The sequence below is a fragment of the Escherichia sp. MR genome, assembly GCF_005280595.1.
GTDB classification, from domain to species: Bacteria; Pseudomonadota; Gammaproteobacteria; order Enterobacterales; family Enterobacteriaceae; genus Escherichia; species Escherichia ruysiae.
Window position 1 is genome coordinate 123,956 of record NZ_SZVK01000001.1, and the last position, 18,103, is coordinate 142,058.

13 protein-coding genes and 1 pseudogene are annotated in these 18,103 nt (G+C 51.0%); 9 read left to right on the plus strand and 5 right to left on the minus strand.

Annotated features, from left to right (window positions below; genetic code table 11):
• Positions 1-155: 155 nt before the first annotated feature.
• Positions 156-1,166, minus strand: coding sequence for a quinone-dependent dihydroorotate dehydrogenase (pyrD, locus tag FC814_RS00660; RefSeq protein ID WP_010344456.1), 1,011 nt, complete (start codon positions 1,164-1,166; stop codon positions 156-158).
• Positions 1,167-1,402: 236 nt separating this feature from the next.
• On the opposite strand from pyrD, the gene ssuE reads away from it, so the two are divergent.
• The 5 genes and pseudogenes from ssuE to ssuB all read left to right on the plus strand — a co-directional run bounded on the left by ssuE (position 1,403) and on the right by ssuB (position 5,639).
• Complete coding sequence (gene ssuE, locus FC814_RS00670; RefSeq protein ID WP_137325366.1) at positions 1,403-1,978, plus strand: NADPH-dependent FMN reductase; 576 nt, start codon at positions 1,403-1,405, stop codon at positions 1,976-1,978.
• A complete protein-coding gene (ssuA, locus tag FC814_RS00675) occupies positions 1,971-2,930 on the plus strand; it encodes an aliphatic sulfonate ABC transporter substrate-binding protein SsuA (protein ID WP_001244251.1) in 960 nt (319 codons plus the stop codon). Before ssuE ends, ssuA begins: the two co-directional genes overlap by 8 nt.
• The gene (gene ssuD, locus FC814_RS00680; protein ID WP_137325367.1) at positions 2,927-4,072 is read left to right on the plus strand and encodes an FMNH2-dependent alkanesulfonate monooxygenase; all 1,146 of its coding nucleotides are present in this window, start codon (positions 2,927-2,929) and stop codon (positions 4,070-4,072) included. Before ssuA ends, ssuD begins: the two co-directional genes overlap by 4 nt.
• 11 nt (positions 4,073-4,083) lie before the next feature.
• Positions 4,084-4,875, plus strand: coding sequence for an aliphatic sulfonate ABC transporter permease SsuC (gene ssuC, locus FC814_RS00685; RefSeq protein WP_000235208.1), 792 nt, complete (start codon positions 4,084-4,086; stop codon positions 4,873-4,875).
• Positions 4,872-5,639 (plus strand): annotated as a pseudogene (ssuB, locus tag FC814_RS00690) (aliphatic sulfonates ABC transporter ATP-binding protein). The gene ssuC and the pseudogene ssuB overlap by 4 nt, the downstream one beginning before the upstream one ends.
• Positions 5,640-5,832: 193 nt before the next feature.
• Here ssuB and pepN read toward each other — a convergent pair.
• Positions 5,833-8,445 carry an aminopeptidase N gene (pepN, locus tag FC814_RS00695; protein WP_105280974.1) on the minus strand — a complete coding sequence of 871 codons (2,613 nt, stop codon included), beginning with the start codon at positions 8,443-8,445 and terminating at the stop codon, positions 5,833-5,835.
• A 265-nt stretch (positions 8,446-8,710) separates the two neighbouring features.
• On the opposite strand from pepN, the gene pncB reads away from it, so the two are divergent.
• From pncB to aspC, 4 genes are all read left to right on the plus strand, one after another.
• Entirely contained in the window at positions 8,711-9,913 is a 1,203-nt protein-coding gene (pncB, locus tag FC814_RS00700; protein ID WP_010344462.1) for a nicotinate phosphoribosyltransferase, read from the plus strand.
• 168 nt (positions 9,914-10,081) lie between these two features.
• Positions 10,082-11,482: an asparagine--tRNA ligase gene (gene asnS / locus FC814_RS00705; protein ID WP_137325368.1), complete on the plus strand. Its 1,401-nt coding sequence runs from the start codon at positions 10,082-10,084 to the stop codon at positions 11,480-11,482.
• Between the two features lie 602 nt (positions 11,483-12,084).
• On the plus strand, positions 12,085-13,155 hold the full coding sequence (gene ompF / locus FC814_RS00710; RefSeq protein ID WP_000977930.1) for a porin OmpF: 1,071 nt from the start codon (positions 12,085-12,087) through the stop codon (positions 13,153-13,155).
• 184 nt (positions 13,156-13,339) lie between these two features.
• Entirely contained in the window at positions 13,340-14,530 is a 1,191-nt protein-coding gene (gene aspC / locus FC814_RS00715; protein WP_032225483.1) for an aspartate transaminase, read from the plus strand.
• A 221-nt stretch (positions 14,531-14,751) separates the two neighbouring features.
• On the opposite strand, the gene gloC is transcribed toward aspC, so the two are convergent.
• The 3 genes from gloC to ldtD all read right to left on the minus strand — a co-directional run bounded on the left by gloC (position 14,752) and on the right by ldtD (position 18,002).
• Positions 14,752-15,399 (minus strand): hydroxyacylglutathione hydrolase GloC, encoded by a 648-nt coding sequence (gene gloC / locus FC814_RS00720; protein ID WP_001109462.1) that lies wholly within the window; start codon positions 15,397-15,399, stop codon positions 14,752-14,754.
• A 26-nt stretch (positions 15,400-15,425) separates the two neighbouring features.
• A complete protein-coding gene (locus FC814_RS00725; RefSeq protein ID WP_001516120.1) occupies positions 15,426-15,974 on the minus strand; it encodes a YcbK family protein in 549 nt (182 codons plus the stop codon).
• 180 nt (positions 15,975-16,154) lie between these two features.
• Positions 16,155-18,002, minus strand: a complete 1,848-nt coding sequence (ldtD, locus tag FC814_RS00730) for a L,D-transpeptidase (protein ID WP_000926032.1) — start codon at positions 18,000-18,002, stop codon at positions 16,155-16,157.
• Positions 18,003-18,103 lie beyond the last annotated feature (101 nt).

The following is an 18,103-nucleotide window of genomic DNA, read 5'->3' on the forward strand; positions in this document are numbered from 1 at the left end:
ATAAATTCACTGCAACACATTCCATTGTCGCTTTGCTTAATAACCTCAACAAGAAAAGTACAAAATGTCTAAATAAGTAACAGGAATGAATATAAAACAACCAGGGCTGAAAATAAAGCCCTGATTATCTTATAAAGAGAAAGTGAAAGAAATAATTAGATATGAGTAACGATTTCTTTAATCAGCGGTGGTCCTTTAAAAATAAAACCAGAATAAATTTGCACCAGTGAAGCCCCCGCTGCTATCTTCTCACGGGCAGCAATAACCGAGTCAATACCACCAACACCAATGATCGGTAAACGACCGTTTAATTCCTGCGACAAGCGGCGAATAATTTCTGTGCTTTTTAATTGCAACGGACGACCACTTAAGCCACCGGTTTGATCGCAATTTTTCATTCCCTGAACTAAAGAACGATCGAGGGTGGTATTAGTCGCAATAACGCCATCAATATTATGACGTACCAAACTATCGGCAACCTGGATCAACTCTTCTTCAGAAAGATCCGGTGCGATCTTCACTGCGATCGGCACATATTTATGGTGCATCGCTTGCAAATCATTTTGCTTATTTTTAATTGCCGTTAATAAATCATCCAGTGCTTCGCCATATTGCAGAGTACGTAATCCTGGGGTATTCGGTGATGAAATATTGATGGCAATATATCCTGCATAGGCGTAGATTTTTTCCATACAAATCAGATAGTCATCTTTGCCTTGCTCAACCGGTGTATCTTTATTTTTACCGATATTAATTCCCAGAACGCCGTCATAATGTGCTTTTTTAACGTTCTCAACGAGGTTATCAACGCCGAGGTTATTAAAGCCCATACGGTTGATCAAACCTTCAGCATCCACCAGACGGAAGAGACGCGGCTTGTCATTTCCTGGTTGTGGACGAGGGGTGACAGTGCCGATCTCGATCGATCCAAATCCCATTGCGCCTAAAGCGTCAATACACTCCCCGTCTTTATCAAGACCGGCAGCCAGACCAAGCGGATTTTTAAAGGTCAGTCCCATGCAGTTAACCGGTTTCGCTGGAACGTTCTGTCGAACAAGTGCTTCAAACGGCGTTCCGGTAATGCGACGTAATTGCTGAAAAGTAAACTCATGAGCGCGCTCAGGATCGAGCTGAAAAAGGGCTTTACGAACGAAGGGGTAGTACATGAACTCTCCTGGATTCCCGGTGTGCAAACCGGGTGCGTATTATGTGCGAGTTCGGATCAAAAGGGAATTGACCTGTGGCAATAAATAGCAAACGTTTTCTTGTTGTGCTTTTTTTATGCTTTTTTTGGCTTTTCTTCATCAGATAAATCATTTCGACTCACAAGCTCTCTCTGTCAGACTGACCGAATTGTTATCAATTTTAACAAAACAAGAACTATTGGTTATAAGGAGAGAGTATGCGTGTCATTACCCTGGCAGGAAGTCCTCGCTTTCCTTCTCGCTCCAGCTCTTTGCTAGAATATGCGCGGGAAAAATTGAATGGCCTGGATGTGGAAGTTTATCACTGGAATCTGCAAAACTTCGCCCCGGAAGATTTGCTTTATGCCCGTTTCGATAGTCCGGCACTCAAGACTTTCACCGATCAGTTGCAACAGGCTGATGGGCTGATTGTCGCCACTCCCGTCTACAAAGCCGCCTATTCCGGCGCACTGAAAACGCTTCTCGACCTGCTACCAGAACGCGCACTACAAGGAAAAGTGGTGTTGCCGCTGGCGACAGGTGGCACGGTGGCTCATCTACTGGCTGTCGATTATGCCCTCAAACCGGTACTAAGCGCCTTAAAAGCGCAGGAGATCCTACACGGCGTATTTGCCGATGACTCGCAGGTGCTTGATTTCCAACATAAGCCGCAATTCACGCCGAATCTGCAATCCCGTCTAGATACCACGCTCGATACCTTCTGGCAGGCGCTGCACCGCCGCGATGTCCAGGTTCCTGACCTTCTCTCTCTGCGAGGTAACGCTCATGCGTAATATTTTTAAACTGGTGCTGATGGGATTATTCAGCGTCTCTACGCTCACGATTGCTGCGGAGTCTTCTCCTGAAGCGTTACGGATAGGTTATCAAAAAGGCAGCATCAGCATGGTGCTGGCAAAAAGCCACCAGTTACTGGAAACACGCTATCCGCAAACCAAAATCTCGTGGGTGGAGTTTCCCGCTGGTCCGCAAATGTTGGAGGCGTTAAACGTCGGCAGTATCGATCTGGGCAGTACGGGGGACATTCCTCCAATTTTTGCTCAGGCCGCCGGTGCTGATTTGGTCTACGTCGGTGTCGAGCCACCGAAACCAAAAGCCGAAGTGATTCTGGTGCCCGAAAACAGCCCGATCAAAACTGTGGCTGAACTAAAGGGCCACAAAGTCGCGTTTCAGAAAGGTTCAAGTTCGCACAACCTTTTACTGCGCGCACTGCAACAAGCCGGGCTTAATTTCACTGATATCCAGCCGACCTATCTGACGCCCGCCGATGCGCGCGCTGCATTCCAGCAGGGTAACGTCGACGCCTGGGCTATCTGGGATCCCTACTACTCCGCTGCGTTATTGCAGGGCGGCGTGCGGGTGCTGAAAGATGGCACCGATCTCAATCAAACCGGATCGTTTTATCTGGCAGCCCGTCCGTATGCAGAAAAAAACGGCGCATTTATTCAGGGCGTACTGGCAACCTTTAGCGAGGCCGATGCGTTAACCCATAGCCAGCGCGAACAAAGCATCGCCCTGTTGGCAAAAACAATGGGTTTACCGGCGCCGGTCATTGCCTCATATCTTGACCATCGCCCCCCTACCACCATCAAACCCGTGAACGCCGAGGTTGCCGCTTTACAGCAACACACTGCCGACCTGTTTTATGAAAATCGTCTGGTGCCGAAAAAAGTCGATATCCGCCAACGCATCTGGCAGCCCACTCAACTGGAAGGAAAACAATTATGAGTCTGAATATGTTCTGGTTTTTACCCACGCACGGTGACGGTCATTATCTGGGAACGGAAGAAGGGTCTCGCCCGGTTGATCATGGGTATCTGCAACAGATTGCACAAGCGGCGGATCGTCTTGGCTATACCGGCGTGCTGATCCCAACAGGCCGTTCCTGCGAAGATGCGTGGCTGGTGGCGGCATCGATGATCCCGGTGACGCAACGGCTTAAGTTCCTCGTCGCCCTACGCCCAAGTGTGACATCGCCTACCGTAGCCGCTCGCCAGGCTGCCACGCTTGATCGCCTCTCTAATGGACGCGCGTTGTTTAACCTGGTCACAGGCAGCGATCCGCAAGAGCTGGCAGGCGACGGCGTGTTCCTTGATCATAGCGAGCGTTACGAAGCCTCGGCGGAATTTACTCAGGTCTGGCGACGTTTATTGCAGGGAGAAACCGTCGATTTCAACGGTAAACATATTCATGTGCGCGGAGCAAAACTGCTCTTCCCGCCGATTCAACAGCCGTATCCGCCACTTTACTTTGGCGGATCGTCCGACGTCGCTCAGGATCTGGCTGCCGAACAGGTTGATCTCTATCTCACCTGGGGCGAGCCGCCGGAGCGGGTAAAAGAGAAGATAGAACAAGTGCGGGCAAAAGCTGCCGCGCATGGGCGCAAAATTCGTTTCGGTATTCGTCTGCATGTAATTGTCCGCGAAACCAACGACGAAGCCTGGCAGGCCGCCGAGCGGTTAATCTCGCATCTTGATGATGAAACTATCGCCAAAGCACAGGCCGCATTCGCCCGGACGGATTCCGTAGGACAACAGCGAATGGCGGCGCTACATAACGGCAAGCGCGACAATCTGGAGATCAGCCCCAATTTATGGGCGGGAGTTGGCTTAGTACGCGGCGGTGCCGGAACGGCGCTGGTGGGCGATGGGCCGACAGTCGCTGCGCGAATCAACGAATACGCCGCGCTTGGCATCGACAGTTTTGTGCTTTCGGGCTACCCGCATCTGGAAGAAGCGTATCGGGTTGGCGAATTGCTGTTCCCGCATCTGGATGTCGCCATCCCGGAAATTCCCCAGCCGCAGCCGCTGAATCCGCAAGGCGAAGCGGTGGCAAATGATTTTATCCCCCGTAAAGTCGCGCAAAGCTAAGGAACAAAATGATGGCAACGCCAGTGAAAAAGTGGTTATTGCGCGTTGCCCCCTGGTTTTTACCGGTGGGCATCGTGGCGGTGTGGCAACTGGCCTCCTCAGTTGGCTGGTTGTCGACGCGTATTTTGCCCTCTCCGCAAGGGGTGGTGACGGCGTTCTGGACGCTCTCAGCCAGCGGCGAATTGTGGCAGCATCTGGCGATCAGCTCCTGGCGGGCGCTGATTGGTTTTTCCATTGGCGGATCGCTGGGGTTGATTCTGGGGCTGATTAGCGGGCTGTCACGCTGGGGTGAGCGACTACTGGATACCTCAATTCAGATGTTGCGCAACGTACCGCATCTGGCGCTGATCCCGCTGGTGATTTTGTGGTTTGGCATTGATGAGTCCGCAAAGATTTTCCTGGTGGCGCTTGGCACGCTATTCCCCATTTATATCAACACCTGGCATGGGATCCGTAATATCGATCGCGGGCTGGTAGAGATGGCGCGCAGCTATGGCTTATCCGGCGTGCCGCTGTTTATCCATGTGATCCTGCCCGGAGCCCTGCCCTCAATTATGGTCGGCGTGCGTTTTGCGTTGGGTCTGATGTGGCTAACGCTGATTGTTGCCGAAACCATTTCTGCCAATTCAGGCATTGGTTATCTGGCAATGAATGCGCGGGAGTTTCTGCAAACGGACGTGGTGGTGGTCGCCATTATTCTTTACGCCCTGCTCGGCAAACTTGCTGACGTCAGCGCGCAACTATTAGAGCGCCTCTGGTTGCGCTGGAACCCGGCTTATCATCTGAAGGAGGCCACGGTATGAATACTGCTCGTCTGAACCAGGGCACACCGCTGTTGCTCAATGCGGTATGCAAACATTACGCGGATAATATCGTCCTGAACCACCTGGATTTGCATATTCCAGCGGGTCAGTTTGTGGCAGTGGTCGGTCGCAGCGGTGGTGGCAAAAGTACCCTGCTGCGCCTGCTGGCGGGGCTGGAAACGCCAACCGCAGGCGATGTGTTAGCGGGTACAACGCCACTTGCCGAAATTCAGGACGATACACGCATGATGTTTCAGGATGCCCGTCTGCTGCCGTGGAAATCGGTAATTGATAACGTTGGGTTAGGTCTGAAAGGCCAGTAGCGCAATGCCGCGCGTCAGGCGCTGGCTGCGGTAGGGCTGGAGAATCGCGCCAGGGAATGGCCTGCGGCGCTGTCTGGCGGGCAGAAACAGCGTGTGGCGCTGGCAAGAGCGTTGATTCATCGACCGGGTTTATTGTTGCTTGATGAACCGCTCGGGGCACTGGACGCCTTAACGCGACTGGAGGTGCAGGATTTGATTGTGTCACTTTGGCAGGAGCACGGTTTTACCGTCTTGCTGGTAACGCATGATGTGAGCGAAGCGGTGGCGATGGCTGACCGGGTGCTGTTAATTGAAGAAGGAAAAATTGGTCTGGATTTGACGGTGGATATACCCCGTCCGCGCCGGTTAGGGTCGGTACGATTAGCGGAGCTGGAAGCGGAAGTGTTGCAGCGGGTGATGCAGCGTGGGCATTCTGAACAACCGATTCGGCGTCATGGTTAATATGCCGGATGCGGCGCATAAAACCAGCAGTTTCAACGGGCTTGTAGGCCTGATAAGACGCAGCAAGCGTCGCATCAGGCCGTTGGGCACGGTTGCCGGATGCGGCGTGAACGCCTTATCCGGCCTACAAAACCAGCAGTTTCAACAGGTTGCCTGATAAGACGCGGCAAGCGTCGCATCAGGCATGTTTGTATCAAGCCAGAGCTTTGGTGATCTTCTCGTACAGATCACCAGAAAGATTTTCCAGTCCTTTTAACTGCTCCAGCGCCGCACGCATTTTCGCCTGACGTTTAGCATCGTAACGTTTCAGGCGAATCAACGGCTCAATCAGGCGCGAAGCCACCTGCGGGTTACGGCTGTTCAGGTCGGTGAGCATTTCCACCAGGAACTGATAACCGCTGCCATCTTCGGCATGGAACGCAGCCGGGTTGCTGCCCGCAAACGCCCCAATCAACGAACGAATACGGTTCGGGTTGCTCATGGTGAACGAACGATGCTGCAACAGGCTGCGCACCGTCTCCAGTACATTCGCCGCCGGACTGGTGGCTTGCAGGATAAACCATTTATCCATCACCAGACCGTCCTGATGCCATTTGTCGTCGTACTCCTGCATCAGCGCATCACGACATGGTAACTGCGCAGCAACCGCCGCCGAGAGCGCCGCCAACGCATCGGTCATATTGTTGGCCTCGTGGAACTGCTTGCTCACCAGCACGTCAGCCAGATGCGTTTCACCAAAAGCGAGGAAACGCAGGCAGGCATTACGCAGAGTGCGTTTTGCAATATCTTCATGCTCAACGCGGTACTCGCTCTGGTAATTCGCGTTATAAATAGCAAGCAACTCATCCGCCAGTTCAGCCGCCAGAGTACGGGTGAGAGCTTCGCGCACTTCAGCAATGGCAATCGGGTCGATGATATCGAACAGTTCTGCCATTTCATTGACGGAAGGCAGCGTCAGGATTTCTGCCGCCAGCGCCGGATCAATCTTCTCATCGAGCAGTACCGCGCGGAAAGCATCGGCAACATGTGCTGGTAAAGACAATGGTTGACCTTGCTGATGACGGGCGACGTTCAGTTTGATGTAGGTTGCGAGCAGGCTTTGCGCCGCATCCCAGCGAGAGAAATCATTACGCGCATGGCGCATCAGGAAAGTCAGTTGCTGGTCGCTCCACTTATATTCCAGTTTCACCGGCGCAGAAAATTCGCAAAGCAGCGCAGGCACAGGCTGGAAGTAGACGTTATCGAAGACAAAGGTCTGTTCCGCCTGGGTGACATTCAATACCGGATTGACCGGATGGCCACCCTTCTGCAACGGAATCACTTTGCCTTCGTTGTCATACAGTTCGATAGCAAACGGAATATGTAGCGGCTGTTTTTCTGCCTGATCCGGCGTGGCTGGTGTGCGCTGGCTGATGGTCAGGGTGTACTGCTCGGTTTCCGGATTGTAGTCGTCTTTAACAGTCACAATCGGCGTACCGGACTGGCTGTACCAGCGACGGAAATGGGAAAGATCGACATTTGACGCATCTTCCATCGCCTGAACGAAATCGTCGCAGGTCGCAGCACTACCATCGTGACGCTCGAAATAGAGCTGCATCCCTTTCTGGAAGTTTTCTTCACCCAGCAGAGTGTGGATCATACGAATCACTTCCGCGCCCTTCTCGTAAACGGTCAGGGTGTAGAAGTTGTTCATTTCAATGACCATATCCGGACGGATTGGGTGCGCCATCGGACTGGCGTCTTCCGCAAACTGCAATCCGCGCATGGTGCGCACGTTGTTGATACGGTTTACCGCGCGGGAACCAAGGTCAGAACTGAACTCCTGATCGCGGAAAACAGTCAAGCCTTCCTTCAAACTGAGCTGGAACCAGTCACGGCAGGTAACGCGGTTGCCGGTCCAGTTATGGAAATATTCATGACCGATGACACGCTCAATGTCGAGATAATCTTTATCGGTTGCAGTGTCGGTACGCGCCAGCACATATTTGGAGTTAAAGATGTTGAGACCTTTATTCTCCATTGCGCCCATGTTGAAGAAATCCACTGCAACGATCATATAGATGTCGAGGTCATACTCCAGACCAAAGCGTTCTTCATCCCACTTCATGGAATTTTTCAGCGAGGTCATCGCCCACGGCGCGCGATCAAGATTGCCGCGATCGACATACAACTCCAGCGCCACTTCGCGACCGGAGCGGGTAGTGAAAGTGTCGCGAAGTACATCGAAGTCACCAGCTACCAGCGCAAACAGATAGCTCGGTTTCGGGAACGGATCCTGCCACTGTACCCAGTGACGTCCATTTTCCAGTTCGCCTTGCGCAACACGGTTACCGTTGGAAAGCAGGAACGGGTATTTGGTTTTATCCGCAATAATTTTGGTGGTAAAACGCGCCAGCACATCCGGGCGATCAAGATAGTACGTAATATGGCGGAAACCTTCAGCCTCACACTGAGTGCAGAGCGCATCGCCTGACTGGTAAAGCCCTTCCAGCGCGGTGTTGGACGCCGGGCTAATTTCATTAATAATCTTGAGCGTAAAACGTTCCGGTAAATTACTGATGATCAGTGCGCCCTCTTCTTCTTTCCAGGCTGTCCACGGCTCATCATTAATATGAATAGAGACTAGTTTAAGGGCTTCGCCGTCCAGACGAAGCGGAGCATCTGATGCACCATGACGGACAGCCTGGCTGATCGCGGTAACCACCGTCTTTTGCGCGTTCAGGTCAAAGGTCAAGTCAATATCAGTAATCTGGTAATCCGGCGCACGATAGTCGTGACGGTATTTGGCTTGTGGCTGTTGAGTCATAAATAACCTTTAGCATCTTTTATAGAGTCAGGTGTTCAGTCTATTCCTGTTGCATAAATCTCGCTACGCAGAATCTTCATCTTTTCAGGTACAAACGCTTTTATTGCTACATTTTTATAACATAAGGTGCGCAATGCCATCGACCATAAAGGTGGCATATGGTGTGATCGGGGTTCAATAAATTGCGAAACAAGGTATACTCCAGCAGTTCCTGAAGATGTTTATTGTACTAAACGCTCCCGTACGAGGACGCTACTGCGCACCTATGACACAATTCGCTTCTCCTGTTCTGCACTCGTTGCTGGATACAGATGCTTATAAGTTGCATATGCAGCAAGCCGTGTTTCATCACTATTATGATGTGCATGTCGCGGCGGAGTTTCGTTGCCGAGGTGACGATCTGCTGGGTATTTATGCCGATGCTATTCGTGAACAGGTTCAGGCGATGCAGCACCTGCGCCTGCAGGATGATGAATATCAATGGCTCTCTGCCCTGCCTTTTTTTAAGGCCGACTATCTCAACTGGCTGCGCGAGTTCCGCTTTAACCCGGAACAGGTCACCGTCACCAACGATAACGGTAAGCTGGATATTCGTTTAACCGGCCCGTGGCGTGAAGTCATCCTCTGGGAAGTTCCTCTGCTGGCGGTCATCAGTGAAATGGTACATCGCTATCGCTCACCGCAGGCCGACGTTGCGCAAGCCCTCGATACGCTGGAAAGCAAATTAGTCGACTTTTCGGCGTTAACCGCCGATCTTGAGATGTCGCGCTTCCATCTGATGGATTTCGGCACTCGCCGCCGTTTTTCCCGCGAAGTACAAGAAACCATCGTTAAACGTTTGCAACAGGAACCCTGGTTCGTTGGCACCAGTAACTACGATCTGGCACGTCGGCTTTCCCTCACCCCGATGGGAACACAGGCGCATGAATGGTTCCAGGCGCATCAACAAATCAGCCCGGATCTTGCCAATAGTCAGCGCGCTGCACTTGCTGCGTGGCTGGAAGAATATCCTGACCAACTTGGCATTGCGTTAACCGACTGCATTACTATGGATGCCTTTCTGCGTGATTTCGGCGTGGAATTTGCCAGTCGTTACCAGGGGCTTCGCCATGATTCCGGCGACCCGGTAGAATGGGGCGAAAAAGCCATTGCACATTATGAGAAGCTGGGAATTGATCCGCAGAGCAAAACGCTGGTTTTCTCTGACAATCTGGATTTACGCAAAGCGGTCGAGCTTTATCGCCACTTCTCTTCCCGTGTGCAATTAAGTTTTGGTATCGGTACACGCCTGACCTGCGATATCCCCCAGGTCAAACCACTGAATATTGTGATTAAGCTGGTGGAGTGTAACGGTAAACCGGTGGCGAAACTTTCTGACAGCCCTGGCAAAACTATCTGCCATGACAAAGCGTTTGTCCGTGCGCTGCGTAAAGCGTTCGACCTTCCGCATATTAAAAAAGCCAGTTAATATCATCAGGGAGCCATAACGGCTCCCTTTTTTGCCTTTTATTCCGAAATCTTTTGTCCCATCTGCGAATTCTGCTTGTCTGATTGCAGATGCCAGGTAACATAGGTATCCCCCCATTGACGGGTGGACAAGTGTTTATTTTTTCCGACTATTAACAGAGAGAATATTATGAGCGTTGTGCCTGTAGCCGACGTACTCCAGGGCCGCGTAGCCGTTGACAGCGAAGTCACCGTGCGCGGATGGGTGCGTACCCGCCGAGATTCAAAAGCTGGCATCTCCTTCCTCGCCGTTTATGACGGTTCCTGCTTTGATCCTGTACAGGCTGTCATCAATAATTCTCTGCCCAATTACAATGAAGACGTCCTGCGTCTGACCACCGGTTGCTCGGTCATTGTGACGGGTAAAGTCGTGGCGTCGCCGGGTCAGGGGCAACAATTTGAAATTCAGGCCAGCAACGTTGAAGTTGCCGGCTGGGTTGAAGATCCAGATACTTACCCGATGGCAGCAAAGCGCCACAGCATTGAGTATCTGCGTGAAGTCGCTCACCTGCGTCCACGTACCAACCTGATTGGCGCTGTTGCGCGCGTTCGCCACACGCTGGCACAGGCGCTGCATCGCTTCTTTAACGAGCAGGGATTCTTCTGGGTTTCAACGCCACTGATTACCGCATCTGATACCGAAGGCGCTGGCGAAATGTTCCGCGTTTCAACGCTGGATCTGGAAAACCTGCCGCGTAACGATCAGGGCAAAGTGGATTTCGACAAAGACTTCTTCGGTAAAGAGTCTTTCCTGACCGTATCTGGTCAGTTGAACGGTGAAACCTACGCTTGCGCATTGTCCAAAATTTATACCTTCGGCCCGACTTTCCGTGCAGAAAACTCCAACACCAGCCGGCATCTGGCGGAATTCTGGATGCTGGAGCCGGAAGTGGCGTTTGCTAACCTGAACGATATCGCCGGTCTGGCTGAAGCCATGCTGAAATATGTCTTCAAAGCGGTTCTCGAAGAACGTGCAGACGACATGAAATTCTTCGCTGAACGCGTAGATAAAGATGCTGTCAGCCGTCTGGAACGCTTCATTGAAGCCGACTTTGCGCAGGTTGATTACACCGATGCGGTAACCATCCTCGAAACTTGCGGTAAGAAATTTGAAAACCCGGTTTACTGGGGCGTGGATCTCTCTTCCGAGCATGAGCGTTACCTGGCAGAAGAACACTTTAAAGCGCCGGTCGTGGTGAAAAACTATCCGAAAGATATTAAGGCGTTCTATATGCGTCTTAACGAAGACGGTAAAACCGTCGCGGCAATGGACGTTCTGGCACCGGGCATCGGTGAGATCATTGGTGGTTCACAGCGCGAAGAGCGTCTGGACGTACTGGACGAGCGTATGCTGGAGATGGGCCTGAACAAAGAAGATTACTGGTGGTATCGCGATCTGCGTCGCTACGGTACTGTTCCGCATTCCGGTTTCGGTCTTGGTTTTGAACGTCTGATCGCCTACGTGACTGGTGTGCAAAACGTGCGTGACGTGATTCCGTTCCCGCGTACTCCGCGTAACGCCAGCTTCTAATTTAGTTTTTCCGAGAGCCAGCGCCCGCTGGCTCTTTTCTATTCCCTTCTGTCAAGTTATCTGTTTGTTAAGTCAATCAATCTATTTGCAACCCTGTCACAACAACCTTCCTGTTACGGAATATTTCCACGTAATATTTATGAACAAAAAATAATCCACATTCTTATTGCGGATTAGTTATTTCTTAGCTGATAGCACAATTTTTATACTTCTTATTAGCTTTCTGGACGTCTGAACCTGTGTTTTAGCGAAGCCACTGAGAGAAATTATCAGAGCGAAAATTTTCGTTTAGCTAAATTTAATATAAGGAAATCATATATATAGATCAAACTCTCTGCAAATATCATTAAAGTCTAATGGAAATATGACGGCGTTCACAAAGTTCCTTAAAATTTACTTTTAGTTACATATTTTTTCTTTTTGTAACTATATCTTTATATTTGTAGCACTTTCACGGTAGCGAAACGTTAGTTTGAATGGAAAGATGCCTGCAGATACATAAAGACACCAAACTTTCATCAATAGCTCCGTAAATATTTATTGACGAAACTTATTGACGGCAGTGGCAGGTGTCATAAAAAAAACCATGAGGGTAATAAATAATGATGAAGCGCAACATTCTGGCAGTGATCGTCCCTGCTCTGTTAGTAGCAGGTACTGCAAACGCTGCAGAAATCTATAACAAAGATGGCAACAAAGTAGATCTGTACGGTAAAGCTGTCGGTCTGCACTATTTTTCCAAGGGTAACGGTGAAAACAGTTACGGTGGCAATGGCGATATGACCTATGCCCGTCTTGGTTTTAAAGGGGAAACTCAAATCAATTCCGACCTGACCGGTTACGGTCAGTGGGAATACAACTTCCAGGGTAACAACTCTGAGGGTTCCGATGCCCAAAATGGCAATAAAACCCGTCTGGCGTTCGCTGGTCTGAAATTTGCTGATGCTGGCTCAATCGATTACGGTCGTAACTATGGTGTTGTTTATGATGCACTGGGTTACACCGATATGCTGCCAGAGTTTGGTGGTGACACTGCATACAGCGATGACTTCTTCGTTGGCCGTGTTGGCGGCGTTGCAACTTACCGTAACTCCAACTTCTTTGGTCTGGTTGACGGCCTGAATTTCGCTGTTCAGTACCTGGGTAAAAACGAACGTGACACCGCACGTCGTTCTAACGGCGACGGTGTTGGCGGCTCCATCAGCTACGAATTCGAAGGCTTTGGTATCGTTGGTGCTTATGGTGCTGCTGACCGCACCAACTTGCAGGAAGCTCAGCCTCTTGGCCAGGGTAAAAAAGCTGAACAGTGGGCTACTGGCCTGAAGTATGATGCAAACAACATCTACCTGGCGGCAAACTACGGTGAAACCCGTAACGCTACGCCGATCACTGGCGGCTTTGCCAACAAAACACAAGACGTTCTGTTAGTTGCACAATACCAGTTCGATTTCGGTCTGCGTCCGTCCATCGCTTACACCAAATCTAAAGCGAAAGACGTAGAAGGTATCGGTGATGTTGATCTGGTGAACTACTTTGAAGTGGGCGCAACCTACTACTTCAACAAAAACATGTCCACCTACGTTGACTACATCATCAACCAGATCGATTCTGACAACAAACTGGGCGTAGGTTCAGACGACACCGTTGCTGTGGGTATCGTTTACCAGTTCTAATAGCAGACCTCTTTGTTAAATGCCGAAAAAACAGGACTTTGGTCCTGTTTTTTTTATGCCTTCCAGAGCAATCTCACGTCTTGCAAAAACAGTCGGCGTTTTCATCAGTAATAGTTGGAATTTTGTAAATCTCCCGTTACCCTGATAGCGGACTTCCCTTCTGTAACCATAATGGAACCTCGTCATGTTTGAGAACATTACCGCCGCTCCTGCCGACCCAATTCTGGGTCTGGCCGATCTGTTTCGTGCCGATGAACGTCCCGGCAAAATTAACCTTGGGATTGGTGTCTATAAAGATGAGACGGGCAAAACCCCGGTGCTGACCAGCGTTAAAAAGGCTGAACAGTATCTGCTCGAAAATGAAACCACCAAAAACTACCTCGGCATTGACGGCATCCCTGAATTTGGTCGCTGCACTCAGGAACTGCTGTTTGGTAAAGGTAGCGCCCTGATCAATGACAAACGTGCTCGCACAGCACAGACTCCGGGTGGCACTGGCGCACTACGCGTGGCTGCCGATTTCCTGGCAAAAAATACCAGCGTTAAGCGTGTGTGGGTAAGCAACCCAAGCTGGCCGAACCATAAGAGCGTCTTTAACTCTGCAGGTCTGGAAGTTCGTGAATACGCTTATTATGATGCGGAAAATCACACCCTTGACTTCGATGCACTGATTAACAGCCTGAACGAAGCTCAGGCTGGCGACGTAGTGCTGTTCCATGGCTGTTGCCATAACCCAACCGGTATCGATCCTACACTGGAGCAATGGCAAACGCTGGCGCAGCTTTCCGTTGAGAAAGGCTGGTTACCGCTGTTTGACTTCGCTTACCAGGGTTTTGCTCGCGGTCTGGAAGAAGATGCTGAAGGTCTGCGCGTTTTCGCTGGTCTGCATAAAGAACTGATCGTCGCCAGTTCCTACTCTAAAAACTTTGGCCTGTACAACGAGCGCGTTGGCGCTTGTACTCTGGTTGCTGCTGACAGTGAAACCGTTGATCGCGCATTCAGCCAAATGAAAGCGGCGATTCGCGCTAACTACTCTAACCCACCAGCACACGGCGCTTCGGTTGTTGCCACCATCCTGAGCAACGATGCGTTACGTGCGATTTGGGAACAAGAGCTGACTGATATGCGCCAGCGTATTCAGCGTATGCGTCAGTTGTTCGTCAATACGCTGCAGGAAAAAGGCGCAAACCGCGACTTCAGTTTCATCATCAAACAGAACGGCATGTTCTCCTTTAGCGGCCTGACAAAAGAACAGGTACTGCGTCTGCGTGAAGAGTTTGGCGTGTATGCGGTGGCTTCCGGTCGTGTGAACGTAGCCGGGATGACGCCAGACAACATGGCTCCGCTGTGCGAAGCGATTGTGGCAGTGCTGTAAGAGTTAAAACCAATGAAGCCCGCTGAAAGCGGGCTGAGGTTGCTGACAAACGCAGCATTGCCTGATGCGCTACGCTTATCAGGCCTACGCGTCCCCTGCAATATTTTGAATTTGCACGATTTTGTAGGCCGGATAAGGCGCTCGCGCCGCATCCGGCATAAACAAAGCGCACTTTGCCAGAAATCCAGGCCCGCATTGAAAGCGGGCTTTTTTATACGCCTTTACCAGACGGGCATTTCGTCTTGCAGGAAGGGATTATGCAGGCGCTCATAACCAAGAGTGGATAATGGTCCGTGACCCGGAATAAATGTCACGTCATCGCCCAGTGGCAGCAGTTTATCTTTAATCGAAGAGATCAGTTGATTATGGTCACCACGAGGGAAGTCGCTACGCCCTACTCCGCCTTTGAAAATAACGTCGCCAGAAATGAGCAGTTTTGACTGATTATCAAAGAAGACCACATGACCCGGCGTATGCCCAGGGCAATGTAACACCTGTAAAGTCACATTCCCTATGCTGATAGTGTCGCCTTCGTTCAGCCAACGATCCGGCGTTAGTGGCTGACACTCCTCCAGACCGAACATACGGCTTTGCGCAGGCAAGCCTTGCAGCCAGAACTCATCTTCTTTTTCCGGCCCAAGAACCGGCACGCCGTAATGTTGCGCCAGTTCCGCCGCCGCGCCAACATGATCCAGGTGACCATGCGTCAGCAGGATCTGCATTAGCGTCAGGCCGCTGGCATCAACTTCCTGTTTGATTTTTTCCGCATCGCCGCCAGGATCAACCAGTGCAGCCAGGCGAGTTTGTTCACACCAGATCAATGAGCAGTTCTGGGAGAATGCAGTGACCGGAATAATACGATAATTCATACTGCCCCTGTTTTGTTAAGCGATTGTTACCAGTGCCGTGCTGGCCCGGTATCAATATGCACAAAGTTACTACGTGGGTAATATCCTACACCACCTGCACGCATAGATAACGCTGCTTTGCGAATATTGCTTAACGCGACACCTTCAATATGGAAATCCATCGCCTGGCCTTTGGTGTGATAGCTTTTCTTCGCTACCCCACGGCTGTGCGCGCGTAGTTCATTGTTGGTATCAATGGAGCGATAACCGGAAATGAGTTGCACCGGTTTGCGGGTGCCTAACAGCCCTTGCAGGCGATACAACTGGTCGAATAATCCTGGGTCGATGGACTTTATTTTGTTCGCGCGGAAATCGCGGAAAAAATGGTTTAGTTTTGCCAATTCTTCCTGAATATAGCCTCTGCCATCGAAAAACTCCGCTTTAATGGACTCTCCGGTATGGAGATTGTTGAGTGTCAAAATACGCGGACGTGGGGTAGAGAGTGTCGCAAACGCAGGGGTCGGCAAGATGGCGGCACCAAGTGCAACGCCACCAAGCGCCAGCAGTTTACGGCGATTAGCGTCGAATTTGTCCATGATAATCAAGTCTACAGGTCAATGTTATCGTTTATATGCACTTCTGGCGCACAAGAGGCACCTTAACCGCGCATAAAGCTAACGTCAAGATGACTCAATCCCAGCAGTGATGGGGGCTAGCGAGAATAGCCCCCAATTTTGCCAATTATTACGACAACTGATTTACCCGAACTACTTCATTTATCTGATTAATTGTTCCGCTTTCGATACAATTTGCGAGCTGGATCGCGCAGGCAGATCATAATTGTAAATATCTGTACGATATTGAGTACGACCATCTGCACCGACAAAAGCGGTCAGGTAGTAGAGATTAACCGGGATCGACTGACGGATATTGACGTAACGGGTATCTCCCTGCTTCAGGGCGTCGGAAATACGCTTGTCATTCCAGCCTGCATCCTGCAACAGCATATTTGCCAGATCAGATGCCTTATTCACCCGCACACACCCTGAGCTTAACGCGCGTGTATCACGCTTGAACAGATTGTGATTAGGCGTGTCATGCAAGTAGATAGCGTCTGAACTCGGCATATTAAATTTATACCGTCCTAGCGAATTTCGTGGGCCAGGAGCTTGCTGGAAGCGGAACGGTAAATTCGAGGCGGTAATCGTTGACCAGTCAACCTGCCACGGATCAATCGCTTCTTTGCTGTTCCAGCCGCGCATCACCGTATAGCCATGACTTTCCAGATAACCCGGATCGTTACGCACTTTCGGCAGAATATCTTTGCGTGCCAGCGTCGGCGGTACGTTCCACGGCGGATTCACCACCACATTGTTTAAAGCACTGCTCATCATCGGTGTTTTGCGGTCAGGACGGCCGACAATCACCCGCGAGTCCAGCACCTGATTACCGTTCTGGTAATAGACCAAAGAATAGGCGGGTATATTGACCATGATGCCAGTAGAAAGCTCCGCAGGCAGCAAGCGTAAACGCTGGATGTTGAGTGCCAGCACACCTGCACGCTGGGCTGGCGTTACATTTAACCAGTCCCGCGTTGCCGGACCAATAGCGCCATCGGCTCCCAATCCTTGCCATGCCTGAAAACGTTTAACGGCTTCCACCAGCTCATTATCGTAGGCAGCGCGTACGGCTGGCGCAGGTTTACTGCGAGCCGTAGTTTGCCTGTCCATCGGCTTAGTTTCTGCTGTTTCGACGGCAACGGCGGACGGACTCACGACTGCATCTGCGGGTGTTTCATCGCCAGGGAGCGCAATTTTCGGCCCGCCTTCGAGCATTCCCGTACGCTGCAAAATCTCGCGCAGTGCTGGTACGTCATTACTCCACTGGCCAGGACGCAGCGTTGCTTTACCGGTCAGTTGTGGCCACGGTTTCGTATCGCTGAGTAAGGTCAATAAAGATTCATGCATCGCGGCATATTGCGGATGCTGCGGAGCCAGTCCTGCAACAAACGTTGGCAACTGACCATTATTTAGCGCCACCTGCCATTGGTTAATGACCGAGAGCGGTGGTGTAGAGAGCGCATAAGGTTTACTGCTGTACAACCAGTGCGTACCTTTGACCGGAATGTTGGCAACGAAATGGAGATAGCCCAGCATTGCATCCGACAGAACTACGTCGCGTGCCAGACCGTTAACGCCAGGATCAGTCAGTAACTCTACCCATTTATTAAACTGCGGCTGAAAACCGGCAATCGCCACTTCCGCCAGTTGCTGCTGGAAGGCTTTTACCGCATCACGGTTTTCCCACATAGGCTGCATGTCACGTGCGGCATACAGCAGTTGAAGCTGGTTAAGATAAACCGGCTTATAACCTGCGGGTAATTGAGATTCGATTTGTGTGCGAGCGTTTTCCGCCGCACCCTCTGGTAGCGGCTGAAGTCCCGCCATAATTGCCGTAGCTTGCGCTTGCGGCAGTGCATCTCCCTGTTCGCTAACAGCCACCGGGCTGTCGCCAGGGATTACTTCAGGCTCATCAGCCTGCACACTGAACAGTGGAGCGAATGTTACGGCCAGACACAAACTTATTGCCGAAAGCCGACGACCACACATCATGTTAAGCAACATCCCTTGCCCCCTGTTTTTATCATACTTTGAATAGCCAGGCTGCTTTTCTCTACTTGCCTGTACAACGCCAATACTCACGAAAGTATGACGAGCAAGCCTGT

Bases quoted from the DNA above. Each gene is read 5' to 3' on its own strand.
- pyrD (WP_010344456.1), bottom strand. From the start codon at position 1,166: ATGTACTACCCCTTCGTTCGTAAAGCCCTTTTTCAGCTCGATCCTGAG.
- ssuE (WP_137325366.1), top strand. From the start codon at position 1,403: ATGCGTGTCATTACCCTGGCAGGAAGTCCTCGCTTTCCTTCTCGCTCC.
- ssuA (WP_001244251.1), top strand. From the start codon at position 1,971: ATGCGTAATATTTTTAAACTGGTGCTGATGGGATTATTCAGCGTCTCT.
- ssuD (WP_137325367.1), top strand. From the start codon at position 2,927: ATGAGTCTGAATATGTTCTGGTTTTTACCCACGCACGGTGACGGTCAT.
- ssuC (WP_000235208.1), top strand. From the start codon at position 4,084: ATGGCAACGCCAGTGAAAAAGTGGTTATTGCGCGTTGCCCCCTGGTTT.
- pepN (WP_105280974.1), bottom strand. From the start codon at position 8,445: ATGACTCAACAGCCACAAGCCAAATACCGTCACGACTATCGTGCGCCG.
- pncB (WP_010344462.1), top strand. From the start codon at position 8,711: ATGACACAATTCGCTTCTCCTGTTCTGCACTCGTTGCTGGATACAGAT.
- asnS (WP_137325368.1), top strand. From the start codon at position 10,082: ATGAGCGTTGTGCCTGTAGCCGACGTACTCCAGGGCCGCGTAGCCGTT.
- ompF (WP_000977930.1), top strand. From the start codon at position 12,085: ATGATGAAGCGCAACATTCTGGCAGTGATCGTCCCTGCTCTGTTAGTA.
- aspC (WP_032225483.1), top strand. From the start codon at position 13,340: ATGTTTGAGAACATTACCGCCGCTCCTGCCGACCCAATTCTGGGTCTG.
- gloC (WP_001109462.1), bottom strand. From the start codon at position 15,399: ATGAATTATCGTATTATTCCGGTCACTGCATTCTCCCAGAACTGCTCA.
- FC814_RS00725 (WP_001516120.1), bottom strand. From the start codon at position 15,974: ATGGACAAATTCGACGCTAATCGCCGTAAACTGCTGGCGCTTGGTGGC.
- ldtD (WP_000926032.1), bottom strand. From the start codon at position 18,002: ATGTTGCTTAACATGATGTGTGGTCGTCGGCTTTCGGCAATAAGTTTG.